Origin of the sequence: Aeromicrobium massiliense JC14, from assembly GCF_000312105.1 — a bacterium.
Classification (GTDB): Bacteria; Actinomycetota; Actinomycetes; order Propionibacteriales; family Nocardioidaceae; genus Aeromicrobium; species Aeromicrobium massiliense.
On sequence record NZ_HE978637.1, the window covers coordinates 466,377 to 492,642 of the forward strand.

Sequence of the window (26,266 nt, forward strand, 5' to 3'; positions counted from 1 at the left end):
GCGAGCGCCGCGACGGCCAGCCGGCGGGGGGAGCGGCGCCGGGGCGCGGCGGGGGTGGGCGCGTCCGGCGCGACCGGCGGGATGTTGTCGGGGATGGGGGTCGTCTCGTCCATGCCCGCAGTCAACGGGTCTTCCCTGAGCGCCGGCTGTCCGCAGCCCAGGCTTCGGCTGGGACCTATGCAAAGAATCCTTTGCGGTCTACCGTGGAGCCATGACGCTCTCTCGCACCCAGGTGCAGGACCTGGACACGATGCGGGCCCTGGCCCACCCGCTCCGCATGCGACTCCTGGGGCTGCTGCGCGCCGACGGGCCGGCGACGGCCAGCGACCTCGGCCGCCGGGTGGGCGAGTCGAGCGGCTCGACGTCGTACCACCTGCGCCAGCTCGAGCGCTTCGGGTTCGTCGAGGACGCGCCCGACCAGCCGTCGCGCCGCTCGCGGGTCTGGCGCGCCGCGGCCGACGTCACGTCGTGGTCCGAGGAGCTGTTCGAGGGCGCGGGCGGCGACGAGGTCTTCGCCGCCGTGCGCGCGGGGCAGCTCGAGCACCTTCGGCGCAGCCTCGCGGCCTGGACGCGTCCCGAGCGCGGCATCGGCGCCAGCGACTACCTGCTGCGCCTGGACCCCGACGACCTCGACGCGCTGACCGCCGAGCTGCACGACGTCGTGGCCCGCTACGTCGGCCGCGACGGTGCGCGCGAGGTCGCGCTCCACGTGCTGGCGCTGCCCTACCCTCGGGAGGACGCATGAGCGTCCTGGCGCGGTTCCTCGTGCTCACCGCCCTGCGCTGGCTGCCGGTGGGGCTGATCATCCCCGTCGTGGTGCTGCTGCCGCTCGACCGCGGCCTGTCGCTGGCCGAGGTGGGTGCGGCGCTCTCCGCGCAGGGCGTCGTGGTGCTGCTGCTCGAGCTGCCCACCGGCGGGCTGGCCGACGCGTGGGGTCGCCGGCCCGTGCTCCTGCTCTCCTCGGTGCTGGCGCTGTCGTCCTACCTCACCGTGCTCGCCGCCCACCACGCCGCGACCCTCGCGGTGGCCTACGTCCTCATGGGCGCCTCGCGGGCCCTGGACAGCGGCCCGCTCAGCGCCTGGTTCGTCGACGAGTCCGGAGCGACGCCCACCGAGGTCGCGTCCGGCCTGGGCCGAGCCGGCGCCGTCGTCGGCACCTCCATCGCGGCCGGCTCGCTGCTCTCCGGGGCGCTCCTCGCGTGGCTGCCGGTGGACCACGCGACCGCGCTGGCCGTCCCGTACACGGTGGCCGTCGTGCTGGTCGTGGTGCAGGTCGTGGTGGTCCTGGTGCTGATGTCCGAGCATCGTGAGCACGTCGGCTCGCTCGCGGCCAGCGTCCGGGCCACGGGGCCGACGATCGTCTCGGCGCTCGGCCTGCTGCGCCGCTCTCGCGTGCTGGCCGCGCTCGTCGCGGTGGAGCTGTTCTGGGGCTTCGGGATGGCGGCGTTCGAGTCGCTCACCCCCGTGCGGCTGGGCGAGCTGCTCGGCGAGAGCGGTGACGCCGCGGCGGTGATGGGTCCGGTGAGCGCCGCCGCCTGGGGCGTCTCGGCGCTGGGCGCGGCCGTGGTCGGCCCGATGGTGCGGCGCTGGTCGGCGGTGTCGGTGTCCGTCGCGCTGCGGCTGGTGCAGGGCACGACGGTCGTCGTCATGGGCCTGGTCGGCGGGCCGGTGTGGCTGGTCGTGGCCTTCCTGTCGACCTACGCGGTGCACAGCGCGGCCGGCGTGGTCTACGAGTCGCTGCTCCACGAGCAGGCCGAGTCGGCCAACCGCGCGACGGTGCTCTCGCTGGCGTCCATGGCCATGCACCCCGGCGGCAGCCTCGGGGTGCTCGTGCTCGGCGTCGTCGCCGCCACGTGGGGGACCGGGGCCGCGTTCGTGGTCGCCGGCGTCGTCACCGCCGCGGCGGCTCCGCTGTTCCTCGTGCGGGAGCGTGGCGGGACCCCGCGTCCCGGCCGCGAAGGACGCCGAACCCTGGGTGCCGGGACGGTCCAGGAGCGATAGTGGTCGCCTGACAGGAGGCACGGATGACGATGGCGACGGCCGCGCGGGCGGCACGGGTGCCGGCCGGGACGCTCGGCGGGACGGTCGTGACGGCGGTCGTGCTGGCCGGTCTGGTCCTCGCGGCGATGAACGCCGGTCACCCGTCGCCGGCCTACGAGGTCCATCGTCCGTTCTTCTGGGCCGACGTCGTCCTCGCCGGCGTCTACGCCGCCCTCGGCGTCGTGGTCACCGTCCGCAGCGGGCACCCGGCGGGGCGCGTGCTGCTGGTCGTCGGGCTGGGCTTCGCGCTCGCCGGTCTGGCCATCCAGCACGCGGTTCTCGGCGTCCGGGTCGACGTGCCGGCGCACGGCGTCGGCGTCCACGCCATGCTCTGGACCTGGCTCGCCGGCGCGCTGGTCGGGCTGCTGGTGATGCCGTGGCTGCTGGTGCCCGGCCGGTGGGACGGCCTGCGCCGTGCCGGTCTGGTGACCGGCCTGCTGCTCGTCCTGGGCACGACCGGCGCTCGCACGCTCGTGCAGATGCCCGGAGCGCCGGACAACCCGCTGGGCGGGTCGGGACGCTCGGCGTGGGCGGCCGACGTCGACGCCTGGTGCGTGGGGGCCGCCGTCGTGCACGGCCTGCTGGGAGCGGCCTTCGTCGTCGCCCGCGCGCGGGCCCGCCCGCCGTGGGAGCGTCGTGCGCTGCGCTGGGCGGGCGCCGGTCTCGCCGCGACGGCCGCAGGCTACGCGGTGTTCGAGGCCGGGCTGGGGCGCGGCGGTGCCGTCCTGCTCGGCGGGGTGCTGCTGCTGGTGGTGGCCCAGATCGTCCTCGGCGCCGCCGTCCTCGTGCTGCTGGTGCGCGACACCACTCCTCGCATGGAGCTCGCGCTGTCGCGCACGGTGGTCGGCGGCCTGCTGACGGCGGGCACGGTGGTGCTCTACGTCGGTCTCGTGGCGGTGCTGGTGCGCGTGCTGCCGTGGGACGAGGGGGCGGCCTCCGTCGTCGCCGTGGCCGTGCTCGCCGCGGCGACCGCGCCGGCCCACGCGTGGGTCCGTGACCGGGTCGCGCGACTCGTGCACGGGTCGTCCGCCGACCCCGCCCGGCTGCTGCTCGACGTCCACCGGGCGCTCGTCGCGCCCCAGGTCGCGGGCAGCGTCCTGGACGACGTCGCCGGCGCGCTGCGGGCCGGCCTGCGGCTGCGGACGGTCACGGTCCGGGCGGACGACGGCACGGTGCAGGCCACAGCCGGCGCGCCCGACGGTGGGCCGGTGCTGACCCTGCCGCTCGTGAGCCGGGGCCGGCGCATCGGGACGCTGGAGGTGGCGGCTCCGCGAGGGGAGCGGCTGGACCCGCGCACCACCGGTCTGCTCGAGCGGCTCAGCGGGATGGTCGCCGTGACGCTCGCCCAGACACAGACCACGGCGCGGCTCGAGGCCCTGCGCGGACGCGTGCTGGACGCGCGCCAGACCGAGCGTCGCCAGCTGCGTCGCGAGCTGCACGACGGGCTGGGACCGTCGCTGGCCGGCGCCGGGCTGGCGCTGGGGGCCATCGCGAACGGGGCCGACCTGGGGCCCGAGCACGCCGAGCTGCTCGGCCGGGTGCAGCACGAGCTGGCCCGTCGCAGCGAGGACATGCGGCTCATCGCGCGCGCCGTCCTGCCGCCGGCGCTGGACGACGGGCGGCTGGCCGAGGCGCTGCACACGCTGTCGCGCACCTTCGAGGAGACCCGGCTGACCGTGGTCGTGGAGGCCGGCCCCGAGGTGGACCGCCTGGACCCGGACCGGCAGGTCGCCGCGTACCACGTCGCGGTCGAGGGCGTCTGGAACGCCTTCCGGCACGCGCACGCCGACCGCTGCCAGGTGCGCCTGCGCCGGCTGCCCGACGGCGCGGCCGAGCTGGTGGTCCGCGACGACGGGCACGGGATGCGTCCGGACGCCGAGCCCGGGCTCGGCCTGACCTCGATGCGTGAGCGCGCGCAGGAGGCCGGCGGCACGCTGTCGGTGGAGTCCGGTGGCACCGGCACGGTCGTGACGGCGGTGCTGCCATGACCCTGCGCGTCGTGGTCGTCGACGACCACCCGGTCTTCCGGCTCGGCATGGTGGCGCTGCTCCGCTCGCTGCCCTCCGTCGAGGTGGTCGGCGAGGCGTCCGGCGAGGCGGACGCCGTCGCCGTCTGCGAGCGCGAGCGTCCCGACGTCGTGGTCATGGACCTGGACCTCGGGCCCGGCGGGAGCGGGGTCGAGGCGACCCGCCGCATCGTCCGCGCCGAGGCCGGGGCGGTGCTCGTCATGACGATGCTGGGCGACGACGACTCGCTGTTCGCGTCCATCCGGGCCGGCGCCCGCGGGTACGTGCTCAAGGGGGCGCTCCCGCCGGACGTCGAGCGGGCGGTCCGGGCCGTGGCGGCCGGCGAGCTGCTGCTCGGCCCGGAGGTGGCCCACCGGGCCGCGACCTACCTCACCGGGGCCCGCACGCGCGGCGCCGTCCCGTTCCCCGAGCTGACCGACCGCGAGCGCGAGGTGCTGGACCTGGTGGCCCGCGGTCACGACAACCCCGCGATCGCGCGCCGGCTGGTGCTCAGCGCCAAGACGGTGCGCAACTACGTCTACGGGATCCTGGTCAAGCTCGACGTGCCCGATCGCTCGCAGCTCATCGTCCGGGCGCGCGAGGGCGGGCTGGGCGTCGACGTCCCGCCGTCCTAGGCGGTCCCGGACGTCCGGGACGCGACGCGCCCGCCAGGTCGGGCCGCGCCGCCCTGGGATCCGGGCCGCCGGGCCCGCGAGCCTCGTGACGGGACGCACCCCGGCGTCCCCTCACGAGAGGAAGCACCATGTCCGTCCGCCAGACCGACGAGCGTCTCGCCGACGCCCCCGCCCTCGACGCCGCCCCCCGGGCGTGGTGGCCGCTGATGGTCAGCCTGACCGGCCTGCTCACCACCGCCGCGCTGCTGCTGGAGAACCGGCCCGACGGCAGCGGCGACTTCGAATACCCGGTGACCGCGGAGGACGTCGTCGAGCTCGGGCACGTGGCGTTCCGGGTCAGCGGGCTGCTCGGCTACGTCGCGGCGCTGTCGATGCTGGTGCTGGCCGCCGTGTGGCACCAGCGCGTGGGCCGCCGCTTCCCGTGGTCGACCGGTGCGAGCGTCGTGACGTTCTCGCTCGTCGCCTCGGCGTCGCTCATGACGCTCGCCTACGGCTGGCGCGGTGCGCTGGGCAACTACCTTCCGACCGGTGCCGAGGGCGACACGTACGACACCGAGGGCCTCTACACCTACTTCGTCATGAACGACTTCAGCCCCTACATCGCCGGCGTGCCGCTGCTCGGCGCGGGCTTCGCGCTCGCCTGGATGGCGTTCGCCGATGGCCTGGTGTCCCGCCCGCTGGGTGCCGCGGCCGGACTGGTGACGGGCCTGCTCCTGCTGGCCGTCGCGGTGACCGGCGTGCCGGGGCTGCCTGCGGCCATGTCGGTGGCCATGGTCGTCGCCGGCGTGTGGCTCACCCTGGGGCGCAGCCGGCTCGCGCGCTGAGGCCACGCAGCACGACGCCCGCCCCGGACGGTCCGGGGCGGGCGTCGTGGTGTCGATCAGTAGTCGCGCGGGGGAGCGGTGCCGTCGCCCCGGCTGCGCTGCTGTCCCATGAGGAAGAAGGAGAACAGGAAGCCGAGCACGGCCACGCCCATGAGGATGTAGCCCACCATCGTCAGGTCGATGCCGCTCACCGCGTCCTGGACGGCGAACGCCAGGATCGCGCCGACGGCGAGGAGGAACAGGGATCCACCGATGTACATGAGTACGCCTTTCGTGCGGGTGCCCCGAACGGTAGGCCCGCCGGGGGTCCGCCGCACCTCGGCCGGCGTCGCCCGGCCGGTGTGACCCGTGCCTCGACCCCGTGTGACCCCGGCCTCCTATGCTCGCCAGGACGCCCGGCGACGGGACCGTGACGACGAGGGGAGAGGCCCGTGGGAGAGCTCGTGCGCCTGGAGGTGACCGACGGGGTCGGCACCATCCGGCTCGACCGGCCCAAGATGAACGCGCTGAACACCCAGGTCCAGGACGAGATCCTGGCCGTGGCGCAGGAGGCCGACCGGCGCGACGACGTCGCCGCGGTGGTCGTCTACGGCGGTGAGCGGGTGTTCGCCGCCGGCGCCGACATCAAGGAGATGGCCGCGATGCCGTACGCCGAGATGGCACGGCACGGCCACACGCTGCAGGCGTTCACCCGGGCGATCGCCGCGATCGGCAAGCCGACCGTCTCGGCCATCACCGGCTACGCGCTGGGTGGCGGGTGCGAGGTCGCGCTGGCCACCGACGTCCGCTTCTGCGCCGACGACGCGCGGCTCGGCCAGCCCGAGATCCTGCTCGGCATCATCCCCGGGGCGGGCGGCACGCAGCGCCTGGCCCGCCTGGTCGGCCCGTCGGTGGCCAAGGAGCTCATCTTCACCGGACGCCAGGTGAAGGCGGAGGAGGCGCTGGCCATCGGGCTGGTCGACCGGGTCTTCCCCGCGGCCGAGGTCTACGAGCGGGCCGTCGCGTGGGCCGCCCAGTTCGTCGGGGGCCCCGCGCTCGCGCTGCGGGCGGCCAAGGACGCGGTCGACCGCGGCCTCGAGGTCGACCTGCAGACCGGCCTGGAGATCGAGCGCCAGGCGTTCACCGCCCTGTTCGCCACCGACGACCAGCGCGCCGGCATGCAGTCGTTCATGGAGAACGGTCCCGGCAAGGCGACGTTCACCGGCCGGTGAGCGGCGGACCCCGGGAGGTGCTTCGATCGTCCTCCGGGGGCGGAACGAGGGAGGGAACGATGACCAGCGCCACGTCCGGCACGCCCGCCGACGGGGACGCCGACCGGCGCCCGCCGCTGCGCGACGTCGTCGCGAGCTGGCCGGTGACGGCCGGCGACGTCGTCGCCGAGACGGCCGCCGACGACCCCGCGCCCGCGCCGACGAGGGACGCGGCCGGGCCGGTCGCCGAGCGACGCCCGCGACGCTGGCGCCGCTCGGCGCGCACCCGGGTGCCCGCCCCGCCGTCGCCGCGACCACCGGCTCGCACGCGCGTGGTCCGGCTGGTCGCCGGCCTGGTCGCGGCGGCCGGGCTGCTCGTCTCGGTCGTGCTGGCGGCCGGGGCGCTCGCCGTCGCGGTCGGTGTCGACACCGGCAGCGGCTGGGGCGCCGAGCTGGCCGACGCGTGCGACGCCCTGGCCGGCTCGCTGCGCGGGCTGTTCGACTTCTCCGGCGAGGACGGCGAGGTGCGCGAGACGCTCGCCGCCTGGGGGCTGGGGTCCGTGCTCGCGCTGGTCGCGGGCCGCCTCGCGGCGTGGCTGGTCGCCCGCCTCGCCTAGCCCGCTCCCGCCGTCGCGCGGTGTGACCCAGGCCATTCCATGCCCGGTTTCCCGTCATGTCACGCGTCGGTAACATTCGCAACGGTGGACCGCGCGCGACCGCTGTCCTGCGGTACCCACCCCGACCGTCGCGGCGCCGCACCTGGCGCCGCGTCCCGTGATCACAGGAGGGTCTTCGTGACCAAGATCGTTGTCGCAGTGAAGTACGTACCCGACGCGACGGCCGACCGGAAGTTCGAGTCCGACGACACCGTCGACCGCGAGAACGTCGACGGCCTGCTGTCCGAGCTCGACGAGTACGCGGTCGAGCAGGCGCTGCAGATCGTCGAGGAGGGCGAGGGCGAGGTGACCGTGCTGACGGTCGGCCCCGACGACGCTGCCGACGCGGTCCGCAAGGCCCTGCAGATGGGTGCCGACGCCGGCGTCCACGTCAACGACGAGGCCATCGCCGGCTCCGACGCGATCGCGACGTCGCTCGTGCTCGCCAAGGCGATCGAGAAGCTCGAGTACGACCTCGTCATGTTCGGCATGGCCTCGACCGACGGCTCCATGGGCATCGTCCCGACGCTCGTCGCCGAGCGCCTGGGCCTGCCGGCCGTCACCTACGGCTCGGAGATCAGCGTCGACGGCTCGACCGTCACCATCCGTCGCGACGGCGACGCCGCCTCCGAGACGGTCACGGCCGAGGGCAAGGTCGTCGTGAGCGTCACCGACCAGACCGGTGAGCCGCGCTACCCGTCGTTCAAGGGCATCATGGCCGCGAAGAAGAAGCCGGTCGACGAGTGGAGCCTGGCCGACCTCGGTGTCGACGCCGCGCAGGTCGGCCTGGACGCGTCCGGCACGCAGGTCGAGTCGACCGCGCCTCGCCCGCCGCGCACGGCCGGCGAGATCGTCACCGACGAGGGCGACGGCGGCACCAAGCTGGCCGAGTTCCTCGCCTCCAAGAAGTTCATCTGAGAAGGAGCACCACCCATGACTGAAGTTCTGGTGGTCGTCGACCACGTCGACGGTGCCGTCACCAAGCCCACGCTGGAGCTCCTGACCCTCGCCGCGCGCCTGGGCGAGCCCTCCGCGGTCGTCTTCGGCGCCGGTGCCGACACGGCCAAGGAGAAGCTGGCCGAGTTCGGTGCCGCGAAGATCTACTCCTACGACGACGCGGTCTTCACCGACTACCTCGTCGCCCCCAAGGCCGAGGCCCTCGCGGCGCTCGTCGGCGAGGTCTCGCCGGCCGCCGTGCTGCTGCCCTCGAGCACCGAGGGCAAGGAGGTCGCCGCGCGCGTCGCGCTCAAGACCGAGTCGGGCATCATCACCGACGCGGTCGACGTCGAGGCCGGTCCGGTCACGACGCAGAGCGTGTTCGCCGGCAACTTCACCGTGACCGCGAAGGTCACCAAGGGCACGCCGGTCATCACGGTCAAGCCGAACTCGACCACCCCGCAGGCCGCCCCGGCCGCCGGCGAGGTCGTGGCCAAGACGGCCGAGATCTCCGACGCCGCCAAGTCGGCCAAGGTGACCGAGCGCAAGCCGCGCGAGAAGTCGGGCCGTCCCGAGCTCGCCGAGGCCGCGATCGTCGTCTCCGGCGGCCGTGGCACCGGCGGCGACTTCTCCGAGGTCGAGGCCCTGGCCGACGTCCTCGGTGCCGCCGTGGGCGCCTCGCGCGCCGCGGTCGACTCCGGCTGGTACCCGCACACCTTCCAGGTCGGCCAGACCGGCAAGACGGTGTCGCCGCAGCTGTACGTCGCCAACGGCATCTCCGGCGCGATCCAGCACCGGGCCGGCATGCAGACGTCCAAGACGATCGTCGCGGTCAACAAGGACGACGAGGCGCCGATCTTCGAGCTCGTCGACTTCGGCGTCGTGGGCGACCTCAAGACGGTCCTGCCGCAGGCGACCGAGGAGATCACCAAGCGCAAGGGCTGATCCCTTCCGCGCGCAGGGCCCCGGTGGAGCGATCCACCGGGGCCCTCGTGCGTCCTGGCCCGTCCGGGCCACGTCGTACCGTCCGGACGGTTTATTACAAATCAGTTGCATGGCCCGTCGCGGCTAGGAGAGCGCGCGGGCGGAGTGATAGTCATTAACGGATGCACGGCTGTGCAGCAACCTGAACACAGGAGGAAACATGCGACTCTCCCGGCGTACGCGCCTCGCGAGTGTGGCACTGGTGGCCGCGGCGAGCCTGACGCTCACCGCCTGCGGCGGTGACAGCGGCGACGACTCGTCGTCCAGCGACCAGGTCATCACCGTCGACGGCTCCGAGCCCCAGAACCCGCTGGTGCCGAGCTCGACGAACGAGACCGGTGGCGGCAACGTCATCGACGAGCTCTACGCGGGCCTGGTGGCCTACAAGGCCGACGGCTCCACCGTCAACGAGGTCGCAGACTCGATCGAGTCCGAGGACAACAAGACCTGGACCGTCAAGCTGAAGGACTGGGAGTTCAGCGACGGCTCGAAGGTCACGGCGGACTCGTTCGTCAAGGCCTGGAGCTACGGCGCGTTCATCGACAACGCCCAGCTCAACGCCTACTTCTACTACCCGATCGCGGGCACCAACGACGAGGGCAACTCCGAGACCCCCGAGCTCTCGGGCCTGAAGGTCGTGGACGACAAGACCTTCACCATCACGCTGAAGCAGGCCGAGGCCGACTTCCCGGCGCGCCTGGGCTACTCGGCGTTCTTCCCGCTGCCGGACGCCGCGTTCGGCTCCGACGGCAAGGTGACCAAGGAGTTCGGCGAGAACCCCATCACCAACGGCCCGTACAAGATGGACGGCGAGGGCGCCTGGGAGCACGACACCCAGATCCGCCTGGTCCCCAACGAGAACTACGACGGTGAGCGCAAGCCCGAGAACGGCGGCCTGACCTTCAAGTTCTACACCGACCTCGACGCCGCCTACACCGACGTGCAGGCCGGCAACCTCGACGTGCTCAAGTCCGTCCCGGACAGCGCGCTGACGACCTTCGAGTCCGACGAGAACGTCCAGGCGATCTCCGAGCCCGGCTCGGTCTTCCAGTCGTTCACGATCCCGCAGTCCATGCCGGGCTTCGGCTCCGACGAGGAGGGCAAGCTGCGTCGCCAGGCCATCTCCCTGGCCATCAACCGTGAGGAGATCACCGACAAGATCTTCAACGGCACGCGCACGCCGGCCAAGGACTTCAGCTCCCCGCTGATGCCGGGCTTCAACGAGAAGATCGAGGGCTCGGAGATCCTGTCCTTCGACCCGGCCAAGGCCAAGCAGCTCTGGGCCCAGGCCGACGAGATCAAGAAGTTCAGCGGCAAGTTCCAGATCGGCTACAACGGCGACGGCGGCCACCAGGCCTGGGTCGACGCGGTGTCGAACCAGCTGAAGAACAACCTGGGCATCCAGGCGTCGGGCAAGTCGTACCCGACCTTCGACGAGCTCCGCAAGGACGTCACCGACCGCACCATCCGCATCGCGTTCCGCACCGGTTGGCAGCCCGACTACCCGTCGATCTACAACTACCTCGCGCCGGTCTACGGCACGGGTGCCGGCTCGAACGACGGTGACTACTCCAACAAGCAGTTCGACGACCTGATCAACCAGGCCGCCGGCGCCCAGGACGAGGACGAGCGCTACAAGCTCTACTCGGACGCCCAGGCCGTGCTGATGCAGGACCTGCCGGCCATCCCGACCTGGTACACGAACATCGCCGCTGCTGCCGCCAAGGGCGTCAACAACGTCGAGTTCAACTGGCAGAACCTGCCCGAGTACCACAAGCTCACCAAGTAGTACCCGGTCACACCGCTCCCTAGGAGCATGCGCTGGGGGTAGCGACCTGTCGCTACCCCCAGCGTTCTATTGTGGACGCCGGCCCGCCCGATCGGCGCGGTGCGCCGTCCGCGGGTTCTCTCATCAGGAGGCAGCTGTGTGGTGGTACGTCGGAAAACGACTACTGCAGACGATCCCCGTCATCCTCGGGGCCACATTCATCATCTACGCCCTGGTCTTCCTTCGGCCGGGTGACCCGATCGCCGGCCTGTTCGGCGAGAAGCCGGTCAACGAGGGCGTGAAGGCGCAGATCGAGGCGCAGTACAACCTCGACAAGCCCTTCCTCGTCCAGTGGCTGCTCTTCCTCAAGGGCGCGGTCACCGGCGACTTCGGCAACTCCTACACCGGTCGTCCGGTCATGGAGCTCGTCCAGCAGGCGTTCCCGGTCACGATCACGCTGGCGCTCATGGCCCTGGCCATCGAGATGGTCCTCGGCATCGTGGCCGGCACCATCGCCGGCCTGCGCCGCGGCGGACTGTTCGACTCGACGATGCTGGTCACCTCGCTCGTCGTCATCGCCGTCCCGATCTTCGTCTTCGGCTTCGTCCTGCAGCTGATCTTCGGCGTGAAGCTGGGGTGGGTGTCACCGACGGTCGGGGGTGACTGGTCGGTGAGCAAGCTGATCTTGCCGGCCTTCGTCCTCGGTCTCGTCTCCTTCGCCTACGTGCTGCGCCTGACCCGCACGAGCGTCGCCGAGAACCTCTCCACCGACCACGTGCGCACCGCGCGGGCCAAGGGCCTGTCCGAGCGCCAGGTCGTGAAGAACCACGTGCTGCGCAACTCGCTCATCCCGGTCGTGACGTTCCTGGGCGTCGACCTGGGCGCGCTCATGGCCGGCGCCGTCGTGACCGAGAGCATCTTCAACATCCCCGGCGTCGGCAACCTCGCCTACAACGCGATCAAGCGCGGCGAGAACCCCACCGTCGTCTCGGTGGTCACGATCATGGTGCTCGTCTACGTGCTGGCGAGCCTGCTCGTGGACCTGCTGTACGCCTGGCTCGACCCGAGGATCCGTTATGCCTGAGATCGCCACCCGCCCCGGTCAGCAGCGCTTCGTCGCCCCCCTGGACGAGACGCCGCTGCAGGACGTCGACTCGGTCGACCTGTCCGCTGCTCCCGAGAGCCAGTGGAAGGAGGCCTGGAAGCGGATGCGCAAGAGCCCGCTGTTCTGGATCTCCGGCACGCTGCTGCTCGTCGTCGCGATCGTCGTGGCCTTCCCGGGCCTGTTCACGAACGCCGACCCGTCCTACGAGAACCTGTCCGACAGCCTCGCGCCGGCGCGCGAGGGCCACCCGCTGGGCTTCACCCAGCAGGGCGGCGACGTCTGGGCCCGCACGCTCTACGGGGCGCGCGCGTCGGTCGCCGTCGGTGTGTTCGCGACGCTGTTCGTCACCATCGTCGGCGTCATCACCGGCGCCATGGCCGGCTTCTTCGGCGGCTGGGTCGACTCGGTGATCTCGCGCCTGAGCGACATCTTCTTCTCGATCCCGCTGCTGCTCGCCGCGATCGTGGTCATCTCGATCATCAACAACGTCTGGCCCGAGCGGCAGTTCTGGGGCTCGGTGTTCGTGGTGGTCGGTGCGCTCGCGCTGTTCGCCTGGCCGCAGATCACCCGCCAGATGCGTGGCGCGGTCCTCACCGTCAAGAACCTGGAGTTCGTCGACGCGGCCACGGCCATCGGCGCCTCGCGCTGGAAGAACCTGGTGCGCCACATCGTCCCCAACGCGATGGCCCCGGTCATCGTCACCGCGACGATCACGCTCGGCGTGTTCATCGTGGCCGAGGCGACGCTGTCGTTCCTGGGCCTGGGCCTGCCGCGCTCGTCCGTCGTCTCGTGGGGCAACGACATCGCCGCGGCCCAGGTGCTCGTCCGCTCGGGCCAGCACCTCGAGGTGATGTTCGTGCCCGCGACCGCCCTGGCGATCACCGTCCTGGCCTTCATCCTGCTCGGCGACGCCGTGCGCGAGGCCTTTGACCCGAAGGCGAGGAAGAAGTGAGCACCCGCTCCCAGGCGCGCGCCGCCAAGAAGAACGTCCCGGCCCCGGGGTACGACCCCGCGGTCGACCCGCTGCTGGACATCCGCGACCTGCACGTCGGCTTCCGCACGTCCAAGACGGAGGTCGTCCCGGCCGTCCAGGGCGCCAGCCTGACCGTGTACCCCGGCCAGACCGTCGCGATCGTCGGCGAGTCCGGCTCGGGCAAGTCGACCACCGCGCACGCGGTCATCGACCTGCTGCCCGGCCGGGGCGAGGTCACCGGCGGCCAGATCCTGTTCGAGGGCCGTGACGTGTCCAAGGCCCGCAAGGACGACATCGTCGCGATGCGCGGCTCGTCCGTCGGCCTCGTGCCGCAGGACCCGATGAGCAACCTGAACCCGTTGTGGAAGGTCGGCTTCCAGATCAAGGAGGCGCTCGAGGCCAACGGCGTCGCCAAGGGCAAGGAGGCCGACCGCCGCGTCGTCGAGCTGCTCGAGGAGGCCGGTCTGCCGGACGCCGAGCGTCGGGCCCAGCAGTACCCGCACGAGTTCTCCGGCGGCATGCGCCAGCGCGCGCTCATCGCGATGGGCCTGGCCGCACGGCCGAAGCTGCTCATCGCCGACGAGCCGACGTCCGCCCTGGACGTGACGGTGCAGAAGCAGATCCTGGACCACCTGGAGATGCTGACCGGCGAGCTCGGCGTGGCCGTCCTGCTCATCACCCACGATCTGGGGCTGGCCGCCGAGCGCGCCGACCACCTCGTCGTCATGTACAAGGGCAAGATCGTGGAGTCGGGCCCGGCGCTGGAGATCCTCCAGCACCCCGAGCACCCCTACACGCAGCGCCTGGTGTCCAAGGCCCCGTCGCTCGCCTCGCAGCGCCTCTCGGCGCGCAAGGAGCGCGAGGAGGTCAAGGCCCACGCCGTCCAGACCGCCGGCGAGATCGCCGCCGAGCTGGAGCAGGCCGAGGAGGTCGTCGGCGACGTCACGCGCGACGACGTCATCACGGTGCAGAACCTCACCAAGGTGTTCAAGCTCCGCGGCAAGCGCCCTGGGCAGAAGATCGACTTCACCGCTGTCGACGACGTCTCGTTCAGCCTGCGCCGCGGCACGACCACGGCGATCGTGGGCGAGTCGGGCTCGGGCAAGTCGACCGTCGCGCGCATGGTGCTGGACCTGCTCGAGCCGACGTCCGGCACCGTGCTGTTCGACGGCGTCGACGTGCGGACGCTCAAGGGCAAGGAGCAGCTGCGGCTGCGCCGGCGGATGCAGCCGGTGTTCCAGAACCCGTACGCGTCGCTGGACCCGCTGTACTCGGTGTACCAGTCGATCGAGGAGCCGCTGAGCACCCACGGCATCGGCTCCAAGAAGGAGCGCGAGGCGCGCGTGCGCGACCTGCTCGACAAGGTCTCGCTGCCGACCTCGGTCATGCCGCGCTTCCCCTCGGAGCTGTCCGGCGGCCAGCGCCAGCGCGTCGCGATCGCGCGCGCCCTGGCGCTGCAGCCGGAGGTCGTCATCTGCGACGAGGCCGTCTCGGCCCTCGACGTCCTGGTGCAGGCCCAGATCCTGGAGCTGCTCAACGAGCTGCAGGCCGACCTGGGGCTGAGCTACCTGTTCATCACCCACGACCTGGCCGTCGTCCGGCAGATCGCCGACGACGTCATCGTCATGGAGAAGGGCAAGGCGGTCGAGCAGGCCTCGGTCGACGAGGTCTTCAGCAACCCCACGCAGGCGTACACGCGCAAGCTGCTCGACGCGATCCCCGGCGGGTCGATCGAGCTCGGTCGCTGACCGTCCGCTGACGCCCAGGCCCCCGCGACCGCACGGTCGCGGGGGCCTCGGCCGTCCGGACCCGGGGGAGTCCCAGGGCTGACCCTCCACCTGGGGTCGAGAGTTGACCCGGTTCGAACACGTGTTCGATACTGGACCCATGGTCGCGTCGGTGGTGGAGCAGCTGCAGGCGCGGGTCGACTCGATGCAGGGCCGCCCCGCGGCGCAGCCGGTCGCCACCCACCCGGCGCTGGCCGGTCTGCTCGGCCTGCGGGCCGGCGGCACGTACACGGTCGACTCGGCCACCCTCGTCGGACTGCTGCTGGCCGGCCCGTCCGGTGACGGGGCGTGGTGCGGCGTGGTCGGCTCGACCGAGCTGGGCCTGGAGGCCACGGCGGCGCTCGGCGTCGACCTGAGCCGGCTCGTGCTCGTCCCCGACCCGGCCGACGCGTGGCTCGAGGTCACCGCCGCCCTGGTCGACGCGCTCGGTGCCGTCGTCGTGCGTCCGCCGTCCGACGTCGCCGAGTCCGCCGCCGCCCGCCTGGTCGCCCGGCTGCGCAAGCGCGGCGGGGTCCTGGTGGTGTGGGGCGACTGGCCCCGGCCCGACGCCCGGCTGACCCTGTCCGACCCGGTCTGGGCCGGGCTCGAGCGCGGCCACGGCCACCTGCAGGGCCGCCAGGCCACCGTCGAGGTGCGGCGCGGCACCGGCCCGGCCCGGCGGCGCCGGCTGTGGCTGCCCGCCCCCGACGACCAGGGCGTCCGCGAGGTCGAGTCCGCGCCCACGCCGCTGCGGAGCGTCGGATGAGCGCCGCCACCGCCGCCGACCGGCGCCTGGTCGTGTGGTGCCCCGACTGGCCGGTGGTCGCCGCGCTCACCCGCCGGCCCACCGAGGCGCCCGTCGCCGTCATGTCCGGGCACCGGGTGCTGGCCTGCTCGCCGCAGGCCCGCGACGACGGGGTGCGGCGCGGCATGCGCCGGCGCGACGCCCAGGCCCGTTGCCCCGACCTCGTCCTGCTCGACCACGAGCCCGAGTCCGAGGCGCGTGCGTTCGAGGTCGTGCTCGGCGGCCTGGAGTCGATCGTGCCCGGCGTCGCCCCGCTGCGTCCGGGCCTGTGCGCCCTGCGTCCGCCCAGCCGCTGGTTCGGCGGCGAGGCCGAGGCGGCGGCCGTCATCGCCGAGCACCTCGTCGGCCTGGGCGTTTGGGACTCGCGGGCCGGGGTGGCCGACACGCTGTTCGCCGCCGAGCAGGCCGCGCGCCGGGCCCCGGCGCAGGACTGCGTCGTCGTGCCGCCGGGGGAGAGCGCGGCCTACCTGGCCACCCTGCCGGTCGAGGTGCTGGAGTCCGACGACCTGGTGAGCCTGCTGCGCCGCATGGGCCTGAGCACGCTGCGCGACTTCGGCGCGCTGCCGGCCGCCGACGTCCACACCCGCTTCGGGCGCGAGGGCGCCCTGCTGCACCGGCTCGCCCGCGGGCTCGAGGCCCGTCCGCTGGCCGCGCGGGCCGTCCCGCCCGAGCTGTCGGCCGAGCTGGCCTTCGAGCCGCCGCTCTCGCGCGTCGACCAGGTTGCGTTCAGCCTGCGCACCACCGCCGAGCGGTTCGTGGCCCGCCTGGCCGAGGCCGGTCTGGTGTGCACGCAGGTGCGCATCGAGGTCGACGCCGAGGGCGAGCTGGTCTCGGCCCGCAGCTGGTCGCACCCGCGCTGGTTCGCCAGCGGCGACGTCGTCGACCGGGTCCGCTGGCAGCTGCAGGCCGCCCGCGGCGTCGAGGCGCCCGTCGGTGCGGTGCGACTCGTCCCCGAGGGGCTGGAGTCGCTGGGCGACCACGCCGAGAGCCTGTTCGGCGGCGGTCCCGACGTCGCGGTCGAGCGGGCCGTCGCCCGCGTGCAGAGCATGGTCGGCCACGAGTCGGTGCTGGCCGTCGGCCTGCAGGGCGGACGCACGCCGGCCGCCCGCCAGCTGCTGACCCCGTGGGGCGACAAGCCGGTCGCGACCCGTGGCCCGGCGCTGCCCTGGCCCGGCAGCCTGCCCCCGCCGGCGCCGGCCACGGTGTTCGCCCGCCCGCAGGAGGCGCTCGTGGTGGGGGCCGAGGGCCAGGCGGTCGGCGTCACCGGACGCGGCACCGTCACCGGCGAGCCCGCGCTCTTCCGGGCAGAGCCGCACGCCGACTGGCAGCCCGTGGCGTCCTGGGCCGGGCCGTGGCCGGTCGACGAGCTGTGGTGGGACGAGGCGCACGCGCGGCGCATCGCCCGCTTCCAGGTCGTCGGCGTCGACGGCAGCGCCTGGCTCATGGTCGTCGAGAACGGCCAGTGGTGGACCGAGGCCCGCTATGACTGACCCCCACCGCTCGGCGTCGGTCACCGTCCCGCTGAGTGTGACGTTTCGGGGCTCGATCGGCCGTCCCGAGCCCCGGAACGTCACACTCAGCGTGAGGCCGGGGAGGGGTTGAGGTGCCGTACTTCAACCCCGACATCCCGTGGCGCGAGCTCGAGCGCGGGCTCTCCGGACGTCCGCCGGAGGCGCCCGAGCCCGACGGCGGCGACGCGCCCGGCTACTCGCGCAAGCGCCGCCCCGCCGTGCGCGACGACGTCCGCCGCCCCACGGGGCCGGTCGTGCCGTACGCCGAGCTGCACTGCCACAGCAGCTACAGCTTCCTCGACGGCGCCAGCGGCCCCGAGAAGCTCGTCGCCGAGGCGATCGGCCTGGGCCTGCACGCCCTGGCGATCACCGACCACGACGGCTTCCACGCCGCGCCGTACATGGCCGAGACCGCCCAGCTGCACGCCGAGCACGGGCTGCGCACGGTCTACGGAGCCGAGCTGTCGCTCGGGCTGACCGGCCCGCAGAACGGCGTGCCCGACCCCGAGGGCCAGCACCTGCTCGTCCTGGCCCGCGGTGTCGAGGGCTACCACCGGCTCGCCGCGGCCATGACCGAGGCGCACCTGGCCGGCGACGAGAAGGGGCACCCGCACTACGACCTCGACGACCTCGTCGACCGCGGGCGCGGGCACTGGGCGGTGCTCACCGGGTGCCGCAAGGGCGCGGTCCGCCAGTCGCTCGCCACCGGCGGCCGCGACGCCGCCCGCACCGCGCTGCACCGCCTGGTCGGGCAGTTCGGCGCCGACGCCGTGCACGTCGAGCTCACCGACCACGGCCGGCCCACCGACGACGCGACCAACGACGTCCTGGCCGAGCTGGCCGCCGAGCTGGGCCTGCCCACCGTCGCGACCAACAACGTCCACCACGCGACCCCGGCCGAGCGGCGCCTGGCGATGGCGATGGCGGCGGTCCGCGGGCGGCGCAGCCTGGCCGAGATGGACGGCTGGCTCGACGCGGCCGGTGGCGGCCACCTGCGCTCGGGCGCCGAGATGCTGGCCCGCATGCCGCGCCACCGCGACGCCGTCGCCCGCACCGTCCCGCTGGCCGACGAGCTCGCCTTCGACCTGCGCGCGGCCAGCCCGCAGCTGCCCCGGCACGGCATCCCCGAGGGCTGGACGGCCATGGGCTGGCTGCGCCACCTGGTCGCCGAGGGCATCGAGCTGCGCTACGCCCACGACCGCGAGCGGGCCACCGCGCGCATCGAGCGCGAGCTGGCGGTCATCGAGGAGAAGGACTTCCCGGGCTACTTCCTCATCGTCCACGACCTCGTCCAGCACGCCCGCGAGCAGGGCATCCTGTGCCAGGGCCGGGGCTCCTCGGCCAACTCCGCGGTCTGCTACGCCCTGGGCATCACCGCGGTCGACTCGGTGCACTACGGGCTGCCGTTCGAGCGCTTCCTGTCCGAGACCCGCGACGACGCCCCCGACATCGACGTCGACTTCGACTCCGACCGCCGCGAGGAGGTCATCCAGTGGGTCTACGAGCGCTACGGACGCCGCAACGCCGCGCAGGTCGCCAACGTCATCAGCTACCGGCCACGCTCGGCGGTGCGCGACGCGGCCAAGGCGCTGGGCCACTCGCCGGGCCAGCAGGACGCCTGGAGCAAGCAGGTCGACAGCTGGTCGCGCATCGACCCCGACGAGGGCCACGGCATCCCCGCCCCGGTGCTCGACCTGGCCGACCAGCTGCTCGGCCAGCCGCGCCACCTGGGCATCCACTCCGGCGGCATGGTGCTGACCCGCCAGCCGATCGGCGAGGTCGTCCCGATCGAGCGGGCCCGCATGCCCGGACGCACCGTGCTGCAGTGGGACAAGGACGCCTGCGCCTACATGGGCCTGGTCAAGTTCGACCTGCTCGGCCTGGGCATGCTCGGCGCGCTCGACCACACGATGCGGGTCGTGGCCGAGCACCTGGGGGAGGAGTGGACGCTCGCGACGCTGCCGCGCGACGAGGCGGCCACCTACGACATGCTCTGCCGGGCCGACTCGATCGGCGTCTTCCAGGTCGAGAGCCGGGCCCAGATCGGCACGCTGCCCCGGCTGCAGCCGCGCCGGTTCTACGACCTGGCCATCGAGATCGCGCTCATCCGCCCCGGGCCGATCCAGGGCGGCGCGGTGCACCCCTACATCCGCCGGGCCATGGGCCAGGAGCCGGTCGAGTACCCGCACCCGCTGACCGAGCCCGTGCTCGAGCGCACCCTGGGCGTGCCGCTGTTCCAGGAGCAGCTCATGCAGATGGCCGTGGCGATCGGCGACTGCACCCATGCCGAGGCCGACCTGCTGCGCCGCGCGATGGGCTCCAAGCGCGGTGTCGAGCGCATCAGCACGCTCAAGGACAAGCTGTACGCCGGCATGGCCGCGCACGACATCGTCGGCGACGAGGCCGACCACCTGTACCAGCGCATCGAGTCGTTCGCGAACTTCGGCTTCGCCGAGAGCCACGCGCTGAGCTTCGCCGTGCTGGTCTACGCCAGCTCGTGGCTCAAGCTGCACTACCCGGGGGCGTTCCTGGTCGGGCTGCTGCGCAACCAGCCGATGGGCTTCTACTCGCCGCAGTCGCTGGTCGCCGACGCCCGGCGGCACGGCGTGCGGGTGCTGCGGCCCGACGTCAACCGGTCGCGGGCCCAGGCCGACCTGGGGGCCGATCCCGACGGCGCGGCGGGCGGCCGCGACGCGTGCCTGGAGTTCCTCCAGCCCACTCCCGGGCCGTTCGTGCGCGGCACGCCCGACCCAACTCCCGAGCATCGGCGCGACGGGGCGTTCTGCGTCCGCATGGGCCTGGACGCGGTGCAGGGCGTCGGGCTGGACGCCGCGCGGCGGATCGTCGAGGCGCGCGGGGAGGAGCCGTTCACGTCCGTCCCCGACCTCGTGCGGCGCACCGGGCTGACCACGGCCCAGGTCGAGTCGCTGGCCACCGCGGGCGCGTTCGACAGCCTGGGCCTGAGCCGGCGCGAGGCGCTGTGGAACGCCGGCTACACCGACAGCCCCGACATGCTGCCGGGCACGGCCACCGTGGCCGAGGCCCCGATGCTGCCGGGCATGACCCCGGCCGAGCTGACCGTCGCCGACCTGTGGGCCACGCACGTCTCGCCCGACACCCACCCGATGGCCTACGTGCGCGAGCTGCTGACGTCCGAGGGGGTGCTGGCCGTCACCGCGCTGGCCGGGCACGAGCCGCGCCGCCGGGTGCACGTCGGCGGGCTCATCACCCACCGCCAGCGTCCGGCCACGGCCAGCGGGGTCACCTTCCTCAACCTCGAGGACGAGACCGGCATGCTCAACGTCGTCGTCACGCCGGACGTCTGGAAGCGCCACCAGCGGGTCGCGCGCACGGCCGCCGCGGTCGTCGTGCGCGGGATGCTCGAGGTCTCGCCCGAGGGCGTGGTCAACCTGGTCGCCGAGCGGCTCGTCCGGCTGGAGGAGCTCTACCCGGCCGCGGCCGCCGCGCTCCCCGCCAAGCACAAGGCCCGCGACTTCCGCTGACCCACCTCCCCGCTGGGAGTGACGTTGTGGAGGCGACACGCCGCGCATCGCCGCAACAACGTCACTCCCAGCGGGGACGACGCAGCGCGTCCGGGCGCGGACAAAGGGTTGACGTGACCAAAAGGGGGTCTTAGGGTCAAGCCAACCTGAAGGCAGGAGCGTGCGTTGGCGATCGACCTGGCGGTCTCGACCGTGAGCTTCGCGCTGCGCCCGAACCCCGCTACCGGACGCGCCACGCTGTGGCTGCCGCTCGTGCGCCGCATCCGCGAGCCGTACGAGGGACGCTGGGCGCTGCCGGGTGGTCCGCTGCGGCCCGACGAGGACCTGGCCACGAGCGCCCGCAGCACGCTGGCCCGCACCACCGGGCTGGCCCCGCGCTACCTCGAGCAGCTGTACTCCTTCGGCGCGGTCGACCGCTCCGCCGGACCGGACCGGGTCGTCTCGATCGTCTACTGGGCGCTCGTCCGGCCCTCGGAGGACGCCCGGGCCGTCGACGGCGAGAACGTCGAGTGGTTCGTGGCCGACGAGGTGCCGGGACCGCTCGCCTTCGACCACGACGCGATCGTCCGCTACGCCCTGGACCGGCTGCGGGCCAAGATCGTCTACTCGCCGATCGCGCACAACTTCCTGCCCGACACGTTCACCCTCGCCGAGCTGCGCGAGGTGCACGAGGCCGTGCTCGGCCGCGCGCTCGACCCGGCCAACTTCCGCCGCCAGGTGCTGGCCGGCCGCACGATCGAGCCGACCGGCACCAGCCTGCAGGGCACCAGCCACCGACCTCCGGCGCTGTACCGCGTCGCCACCCCCGACAGGAGCCAGGCATGACCACCTCCGTCCACGACGCCATCACCGCGGCGCCCACCGCCAGCTGCGACACCGACCTCGCGCAGGGGCCGTGGGTCTTCGACGCCGCGCCCGGCTACGGCCCCGGCGCGTCCGACCTCGACGTCCTGCCCACGCCGGTCACGCGCCCCGGCCAGCTGCCGGTCGCCTACCAGCGCATGGACGACGCCGAGCTGCACGCGCGCATCCGCCGGGCCAAGGACGCGCTGGGGGAGCGGCTGGTCGTCCTCGGCCACTTCTACCAGCGCGACGAGGTGGTGCAGCACGCCGACTTCGTGGGTGACTCGTTCCAGCTGGCCAACGCCGCGCTGACCCGCCCGCAGGCCGAGACGATCGTGTTCTGCGGCGTGCACTTCATGGCCGAGACCGCCGACGTGCTGGCCGGCCCCGGCCAGCGGGTGATCCTGCCCAACCTCGCCGCCGGCTGCTCGATGGCCGACATGGCCGACACCGAGTCGGTCGAGGCGGCGTGGGAGCAGCTCATGGAGGTCTACGCCGACGAGGACGACGACCTCGCGCCGGTGGTCCCGGTGACGTACATGAACTCCTCGGCGGCGCTCAAGGCCTTCTGCGGCCGCCACGGCGGCATCGTCTGCACCTCGTCCAACGCCGAGGTCGTGCTCGAGTGGGCCTTCGAGCGCGGCCGCCGGGTGCTGTTCTTCCCCGACCAGCACCTGGGCCGCAACACGGCGAAGGCGATGGGCGTCCCGCTGGAGCGGATGCCGATGTGGGACCCGCGCAAGCCGCTCGGCGGCCACGACGAGGCCACGCTGCGCGACGCCAAGGTGCTGCTGTGGCACGGCTTCTGCTCGGTGCACAAGCGCTTCACCGTCGACCAGATCGCCCGGGCCCGGGTCGAGCACCCCGGCGTGCAGGTGGTCGTCCACCCCGAGTGCCCGATGCCGGTCGTGGACGCCGCCGACGCCGCCGGCTCGACCGACCTCATCCGGCGCTTCGTCGAGGCCGCGGCGCCGGGCAGCACGATCGCCATCGGCACCGAGGTGAACCTGGTGAACCGGCTCGCCGCGCAGCACCCGGACAAGACGATCTTCTGCCTCGACCCGGTGATCTGCCCCTGCTCGACGATGTACCGCATCCACCCCGGCTACCTGGCGTGGGTTCTCGACGGGCTGCTCGAGGGCGAGGTGCGCAACGAGATCGTCGTCGACGAGGCGGTCGCCGCCGACGCCCGCGTCGCGCTGGAGCGGATGCTCGCCGCCCAGCCCCGGACGACCGCCCGGCCATGAGCACGGTCGTCGTCGTCGGCTCGGGCGTCGCAGGACTCACCGCGGCGCTCGAGGCGGACGCGCGCGGGCACCGGGTCACGCTGCTCACCAAGGCGTCCCTGGCCGACGGCAGCACCGCGCGTGCCCAGGGCGGCGTGGCCGTCGCGCTCGACGGGCCGGACGTCCGGAGGCACGTCGACGACACGGTCGCCGCGGGTGCCGGCCTCGTCGACCCCACCGCCGCTCACGCCGTGTGCGGCGGCGGCCCGGACGCGCTCGCCGCACTCGTGTGCCTCGGGGCGGGGTTCGACCGGACGTCCGACGGCTCGCTGGCCCGCGGGCTCGAGGCGGCCCACTCGGTCGAGCGCATCGTGCACGCCGGGGGAGACGCGACGGGGGCCGAGATCGCCCGGGCGCTCGTCGCCGCCGTGCGCGCGAGCACCGTCATGGTGCGCGAGGACGCGTTCGCGCTGGACGTCGTGGTCGAGCACGGCCGCGCCACCGGCGTCCGCCTGCTCGACGGCGAGGTCGTGCCGGCCGACGCGGTGGTGCTGGCCACCGGCGGCTCGGGCCAGCTCCTGGGCCGCACCACCAACCCGTCGGTCGCCACCGGCGACGGCGTCGCGATGGCGCTGCGGGCGGGCGCCCACGTGGCCGACCTCGAGCTCGTCCAGCTGCACCCGACCGTGCTGCCCGACGGCTTCCTGGTCTCCGAGGCCGTCCGCGGGGCCGGCGCCGTGCTGCGCGACGCGTCCGGCCACCGGTTCCTGCTCGACGTCGACCCGCGCGGCGAGCTGGCCCCCCGCGACGTGGTGGCCCGCGCCGTCGCCCGCCGAGCCCACGAGCAGGGACGTCCCGTGGTGCTTGACGCCACGGCCCTCGGTGCCGAGCAGCTCGCGGCGCGCTTCCCGACCATCGACGCGCACCTGCGCGAACTCGGCCTGGACTGGTCGCGCCAGCCGGTGCCGGTCACGCCCGCCGCCCACTACGCCATGGGCGGCGTCGTCGCCGGCGTCGACGGCCGCACGAGCCTGCCCGGCCTGCTCGCCATCGGCGAGTGCGCGTGCACCGGCCTGCACGGAGCGAACCGGCTGGCGTCCAACTCGCTGCTCGAGGGCGCCGTGCAGGGACGCGCCGCGGTGCGCGCGATCGAGGACGGCCCCCGCGCCCTCGCCCCGCGTCCGGGCTGGGGCGCGCCGGAGCCGGTCACCGTCGACGGCGGCACCGACGCCTTCACCCGCGCCGAGCTGCAGTCGCTGATGTGGGACGTCCTCGGCGTCGAGCGCACCGAGCCCGCGCTGACTCGTGCCGCCGCCCGGCTCGCCGCCTGGGCGCCGCCGGCCCCCACCGACCCCAAGTCCGCCGAGGACGCGAACCTGCTGGTCCTGGCCCGTGCCACCGTGGAGGCGGCGCGCCGGCGCACCGAGTCGCGCGGCGCCCACCAGCGGGCCGACCACCCCCGCACCGACCCCAGCCAGGCGCTCCACCGCGTCCTGCACCGAGAGGGAGCCTGATGCTCGACCGCCGCCAGATCGACGCCGTCGTCTCGATGGCCCTGGACGAGGACGCCCCGCACGGCGACCTCACCAGCCAGGTGCTCGTGCCCGCGGGCGTCACCGCCACCGCCGAGCTCGTCGCCCGGGAGTCCGGCGTCCTGGCCGGCATCGAGGTGTTCGCCGCCGCCATGACCGCGCTCGACGACCGGGTCGAGGTGGACGCGTTCCTGGAGGACGGCGAGACGTTCGCTCCCGGTGACGTCGTCGCCCGGGTGCACGGCCCGGCGCGGGCGCTGCTGCAGAGCGAGCGGGTCGCGCTGAACCTGGTGCAGCGCATGTGCGGCGTGGCCACCACGACCCGCGCGTACGTCCGCGCCGTCGAGGGCACCGGGGCGCGGGTGGTCGACACCCGCAAGACGACGCCCGGCCTGCGCGCGCTGGAGCGGCACGCCGTCCGCTGCGGTGGCGGGCACAACCACCGCTTCTCGCTGTCCGACGCGGTCATGGCCAAGGACAACCACCTCGCGGTCGTCGGCTCGATCGGCGAGGCCATCCGCCGGGCGCGCGCGGAGCTGCCGCACACGACGCACGTCGAGGTCGAGGTCGACCGGCTCGACCAGCTCGACGAGGTGCTGGACGCCGAGCCCGACACGATCATGCTCGACAACTTCTCGCTGGCCGACCTCGTGGCCGGCGTGCGCCGCATCGACGGCAAGGCGGTCGTCGAGGCGTCCGGCGGCATCACGCTCGAGACGATCGCCGGCGTCGCCGCCACGGGCGTGGACGTGATCAGCGTCGGGGCGCTGACCCACGGCGTCCGCTCGCTCGACCTCGGCCTGGACGTCGTGGTCGGGTCGTGACCGTCTACCTCGACGAGGCGGCCACCTCGCCCGTGCGGCGCGAGGTGGTCGAGGCCATGTGGCCGTACCTCACCGGGGTGTTCGGCAACCCGGCCAGCCACCACGAGGTCGGCGCGGCGGCCCGGGCCGGGCTCGACCAGGCCCGGCGCGAGGCCGCCGCGGTGCTGGGCGTCCGGCCCGGCGAGCTCACCTTCACGTCCGGCGGCACCGAGGGCGCCAACGCCGCGGTCAAGGGCCTGGCGCTCGCCGCCCCGCGCGGTCGCCACGTCGTGGTGTCGGCCGTCGAGCACCCCGCGGTGCTGGAGTCGGCGCGCTGGCTGGCCCGCTGGGGCTTCGACGTCGACGAGGTGGGCGTCGACGCCCACGGCACGGTGACGCCGGAGGCCCTGGATGCCGTCCTGCGCGACGACACCACCCTGGTCAGCGTCCAGCTGGCCAGCAACGAGGTCGGCACGGTGCAGCCGCTCGCCGCGCTCGCCGCGGTCGCCGCCCGGCGCGGCGTGCCGTTCCACACCGATGCGGTGCAGGCCGCGCCCTGGCTGGCGCTCGACCCGGCGGCGCTGGGCGTGCAGGCGCTGAGCATCTCCGGTCACAAGTTCGGCACGCCGAAGGGCTCGGGACTGCTGTGGGTCGACCGCCGCACGCCCTGCGAGCCGCTGCTCCACGGCGGAGGCCAGCAGGACGGCCGCCGCAGCGGCACCGAGGACGTCGCCGCGGCCGTCGGGCTGGCCGCGGCCCTGCGGCTCGCGGCGACCGACCGGGACGCCGAGGCGGCCCGCGTCGCGGCGCTGCGCGACGCGTTCGTCGCGCACGTGCTGGACGCCGTCCCGGGTGCGGCGCTCACCGGCCACCCCGTCGACCGGCTGCCCGGGCACTCCTCGTTCGTGCTGCCCGGCGTCAGCGGCGAGGCCGCCCTCGTCGGCCTGGAGGAGCGCGGCGTGGTCTGCTCGAGCGGCTCGGCGTGCGCCGCGGGCAGCGACGAGCCCAGCCACGTCCTCACCGCGATGGGCCTGCCGCGCGAGGTGGCGCAGACCGCCGTCCGGCTCACGTTCGGCCGCGGGGCAACCGCCGAGCAGCTCGAGCACGCCGCCACGACGCTCGCCGCCGTGGTGGGGCGGCTCCGCCCGGCGGCGGGATAG

Annotated in this window: 22 protein-coding genes; 21 read left to right on the forward strand and 1 reads right to left on the reverse strand. The window is 73.8% G+C overall.

The features are described from left to right. Positions 1-211 precede the first annotated feature (211 nt). The 5 genes from HGAM_RS20780 (at position 212) to HGAM_RS09555 (ending at position 5,505) form a co-directional block, all read left to right on the forward strand. Positions 212-745 (forward strand): transcriptional regulator, encoded by a 534-nt coding sequence (locus HGAM_RS20780; protein WP_019145260.1) that lies wholly within the window; start codon positions 212-214, stop codon positions 743-745. Beyond that, complete coding sequence (locus HGAM_RS18660) at positions 742-2,001, forward strand: MFS transporter (protein WP_019145261.1); 1,260 nt, start codon at positions 742-744, stop codon at positions 1,999-2,001. Before HGAM_RS20780 ends, HGAM_RS18660 begins: the two co-directional genes overlap by 4 nt. Positions 2,002-2,024: 23 nt before the next feature. Beyond that, positions 2,025-4,028, forward strand: coding sequence for a sensor histidine kinase (locus tag HGAM_RS09545; RefSeq protein WP_019145262.1), 2,004 nt, complete (start codon positions 2,025-2,027; stop codon positions 4,026-4,028). Continuing rightward, positions 4,025-4,681, forward strand: coding sequence for a response regulator (locus HGAM_RS09550; RefSeq protein WP_019145263.1), 657 nt, complete (start codon positions 4,025-4,027; stop codon positions 4,679-4,681). Before HGAM_RS09545 ends, HGAM_RS09550 begins: the two co-directional genes overlap by 4 nt. A 128-nt stretch (positions 4,682-4,809) precedes the next feature. Next, entirely contained in the window at positions 4,810-5,505 is a 696-nt protein-coding gene (locus HGAM_RS09555; RefSeq protein WP_019145264.1) for a hypothetical protein, read from the forward strand. A 56-nt stretch (positions 5,506-5,561) separates the two neighbouring features. On the opposite strand, the gene HGAM_RS18665 is transcribed toward HGAM_RS09555, so the two are convergent. Then, complete coding sequence (locus HGAM_RS18665) at positions 5,562-5,765, reverse strand: DUF6458 family protein (RefSeq protein WP_019145265.1); 204 nt, start codon at positions 5,763-5,765, stop codon at positions 5,562-5,564. A 171-nt stretch (positions 5,766-5,936) separates the two neighbouring features. Here HGAM_RS18665 and HGAM_RS09565 point away from each other — a divergent pair, with 171 nt between their 5' ends. The 16 genes from HGAM_RS09565 (at position 5,937) to HGAM_RS09640 (ending at position 26,266) form a co-directional block, all read left to right on the forward strand. Continuing rightward, on the forward strand, positions 5,937-6,716 hold the full coding sequence (locus tag HGAM_RS09565; protein ID WP_019145266.1) for an enoyl-CoA hydratase/isomerase family protein: 780 nt from the start codon (positions 5,937-5,939) through the stop codon (positions 6,714-6,716). Positions 6,717-6,775: 59 nt separating this feature from the next. After that, complete coding sequence (locus HGAM_RS09570) at positions 6,776-7,312, forward strand: hypothetical protein (RefSeq protein ID WP_019145267.1); 537 nt, start codon at positions 6,776-6,778, stop codon at positions 7,310-7,312. A gap of 177 nt (positions 7,313-7,489) precedes the next feature. After that, positions 7,490-8,269, forward strand: a complete 780-nt coding sequence (locus tag HGAM_RS09575) for an electron transfer flavoprotein subunit beta/FixA family protein (RefSeq protein ID WP_038951701.1) — start codon at positions 7,490-7,492, stop codon at positions 8,267-8,269. A 15-nt stretch (positions 8,270-8,284) separates the two neighbouring features. After that, a complete protein-coding gene (locus HGAM_RS09580; protein WP_038951703.1) occupies positions 8,285-9,232 on the forward strand; it encodes an electron transfer flavoprotein subunit alpha/FixB family protein in 948 nt (315 codons plus the stop codon). A 241-nt stretch (positions 9,233-9,473) separates the two neighbouring features. After that, entirely contained in the window at positions 9,474-11,060 is a 1,587-nt protein-coding gene (locus tag HGAM_RS09585) for a peptide ABC transporter substrate-binding protein (protein WP_019145270.1), read from the forward strand. Between the two features lie 136 nt (positions 11,061-11,196). After that, complete coding sequence (locus HGAM_RS09590) at positions 11,197-12,123, forward strand: ABC transporter permease (protein ID WP_019145271.1); 927 nt, start codon at positions 11,197-11,199, stop codon at positions 12,121-12,123. Beyond that, positions 12,116-13,096: an ABC transporter permease gene (locus tag HGAM_RS09595; RefSeq protein ID WP_019145272.1), complete on the forward strand. Its 981-nt coding sequence runs from the start codon at positions 12,116-12,118 to the stop codon at positions 13,094-13,096. Before HGAM_RS09590 ends, HGAM_RS09595 begins: the two co-directional genes overlap by 8 nt. Continuing rightward, positions 13,093-14,865 carry a dipeptide ABC transporter ATP-binding protein gene (locus tag HGAM_RS18670; protein WP_019145273.1) on the forward strand — a complete coding sequence of 591 codons (1,773 nt, stop codon included), beginning with the start codon at positions 13,093-13,095 and terminating at the stop codon, positions 14,863-14,865. Before HGAM_RS09595 ends, HGAM_RS18670 begins: the two co-directional genes overlap by 4 nt. 139 nt (positions 14,866-15,004) lie before the next feature. Beyond that, on the forward strand, positions 15,005-15,649 hold the full coding sequence (locus tag HGAM_RS18675) for a hypothetical protein (protein WP_019145274.1): 645 nt from the start codon (positions 15,005-15,007) through the stop codon (positions 15,647-15,649). Continuing rightward, positions 15,646-17,178 (forward strand): DNA polymerase Y family protein, encoded by a 1,533-nt coding sequence (locus HGAM_RS09610; RefSeq protein WP_019145275.1) that lies wholly within the window; start codon positions 15,646-15,648, stop codon positions 17,176-17,178. The genes HGAM_RS18675 and HGAM_RS09610 overlap by 4 nt, the downstream gene beginning before the upstream one ends. A gap of 113 nt (positions 17,179-17,291) precedes the next feature. Further along, complete coding sequence (locus tag HGAM_RS09615; RefSeq protein WP_019145276.1) at positions 17,292-20,702, forward strand: error-prone DNA polymerase; 3,411 nt, start codon at positions 17,292-17,294, stop codon at positions 20,700-20,702. A gap of 165 nt (positions 20,703-20,867) precedes the next feature. Next, positions 20,868-21,527: an NUDIX hydrolase gene (locus HGAM_RS18680; protein WP_019145277.1), complete on the forward strand. Its 660-nt coding sequence runs from the start codon at positions 20,868-20,870 to the stop codon at positions 21,525-21,527. Next, positions 21,524-22,792, forward strand: a complete 1,269-nt coding sequence (gene nadA, locus HGAM_RS09625) for a quinolinate synthase NadA (RefSeq protein WP_019145278.1) — start codon at positions 21,524-21,526, stop codon at positions 22,790-22,792. Before HGAM_RS18680 ends, nadA begins: the two co-directional genes overlap by 4 nt. Further along, on the forward strand, positions 22,789-24,285 hold the full coding sequence (nadB, locus tag HGAM_RS09630) for an L-aspartate oxidase (protein WP_019145279.1): 1,497 nt from the start codon (positions 22,789-22,791) through the stop codon (positions 24,283-24,285). Before nadA ends, nadB begins: the two co-directional genes overlap by 4 nt. Next, positions 24,285-25,127, forward strand: a complete 843-nt coding sequence (nadC, locus tag HGAM_RS09635) for a carboxylating nicotinate-nucleotide diphosphorylase (RefSeq protein ID WP_019145280.1) — start codon at positions 24,285-24,287, stop codon at positions 25,125-25,127. Before nadB ends, nadC begins: the two co-directional genes overlap by 1 nt. Then, positions 25,124-26,266 carry a cysteine desulfurase family protein gene (locus tag HGAM_RS09640; protein ID WP_019145281.1) on the forward strand — a complete coding sequence of 381 codons (1,143 nt, stop codon included), beginning with the start codon at positions 25,124-25,126 and terminating at the stop codon, positions 26,264-26,266. The genes nadC and HGAM_RS09640 overlap by 4 nt, the downstream gene beginning before the upstream one ends.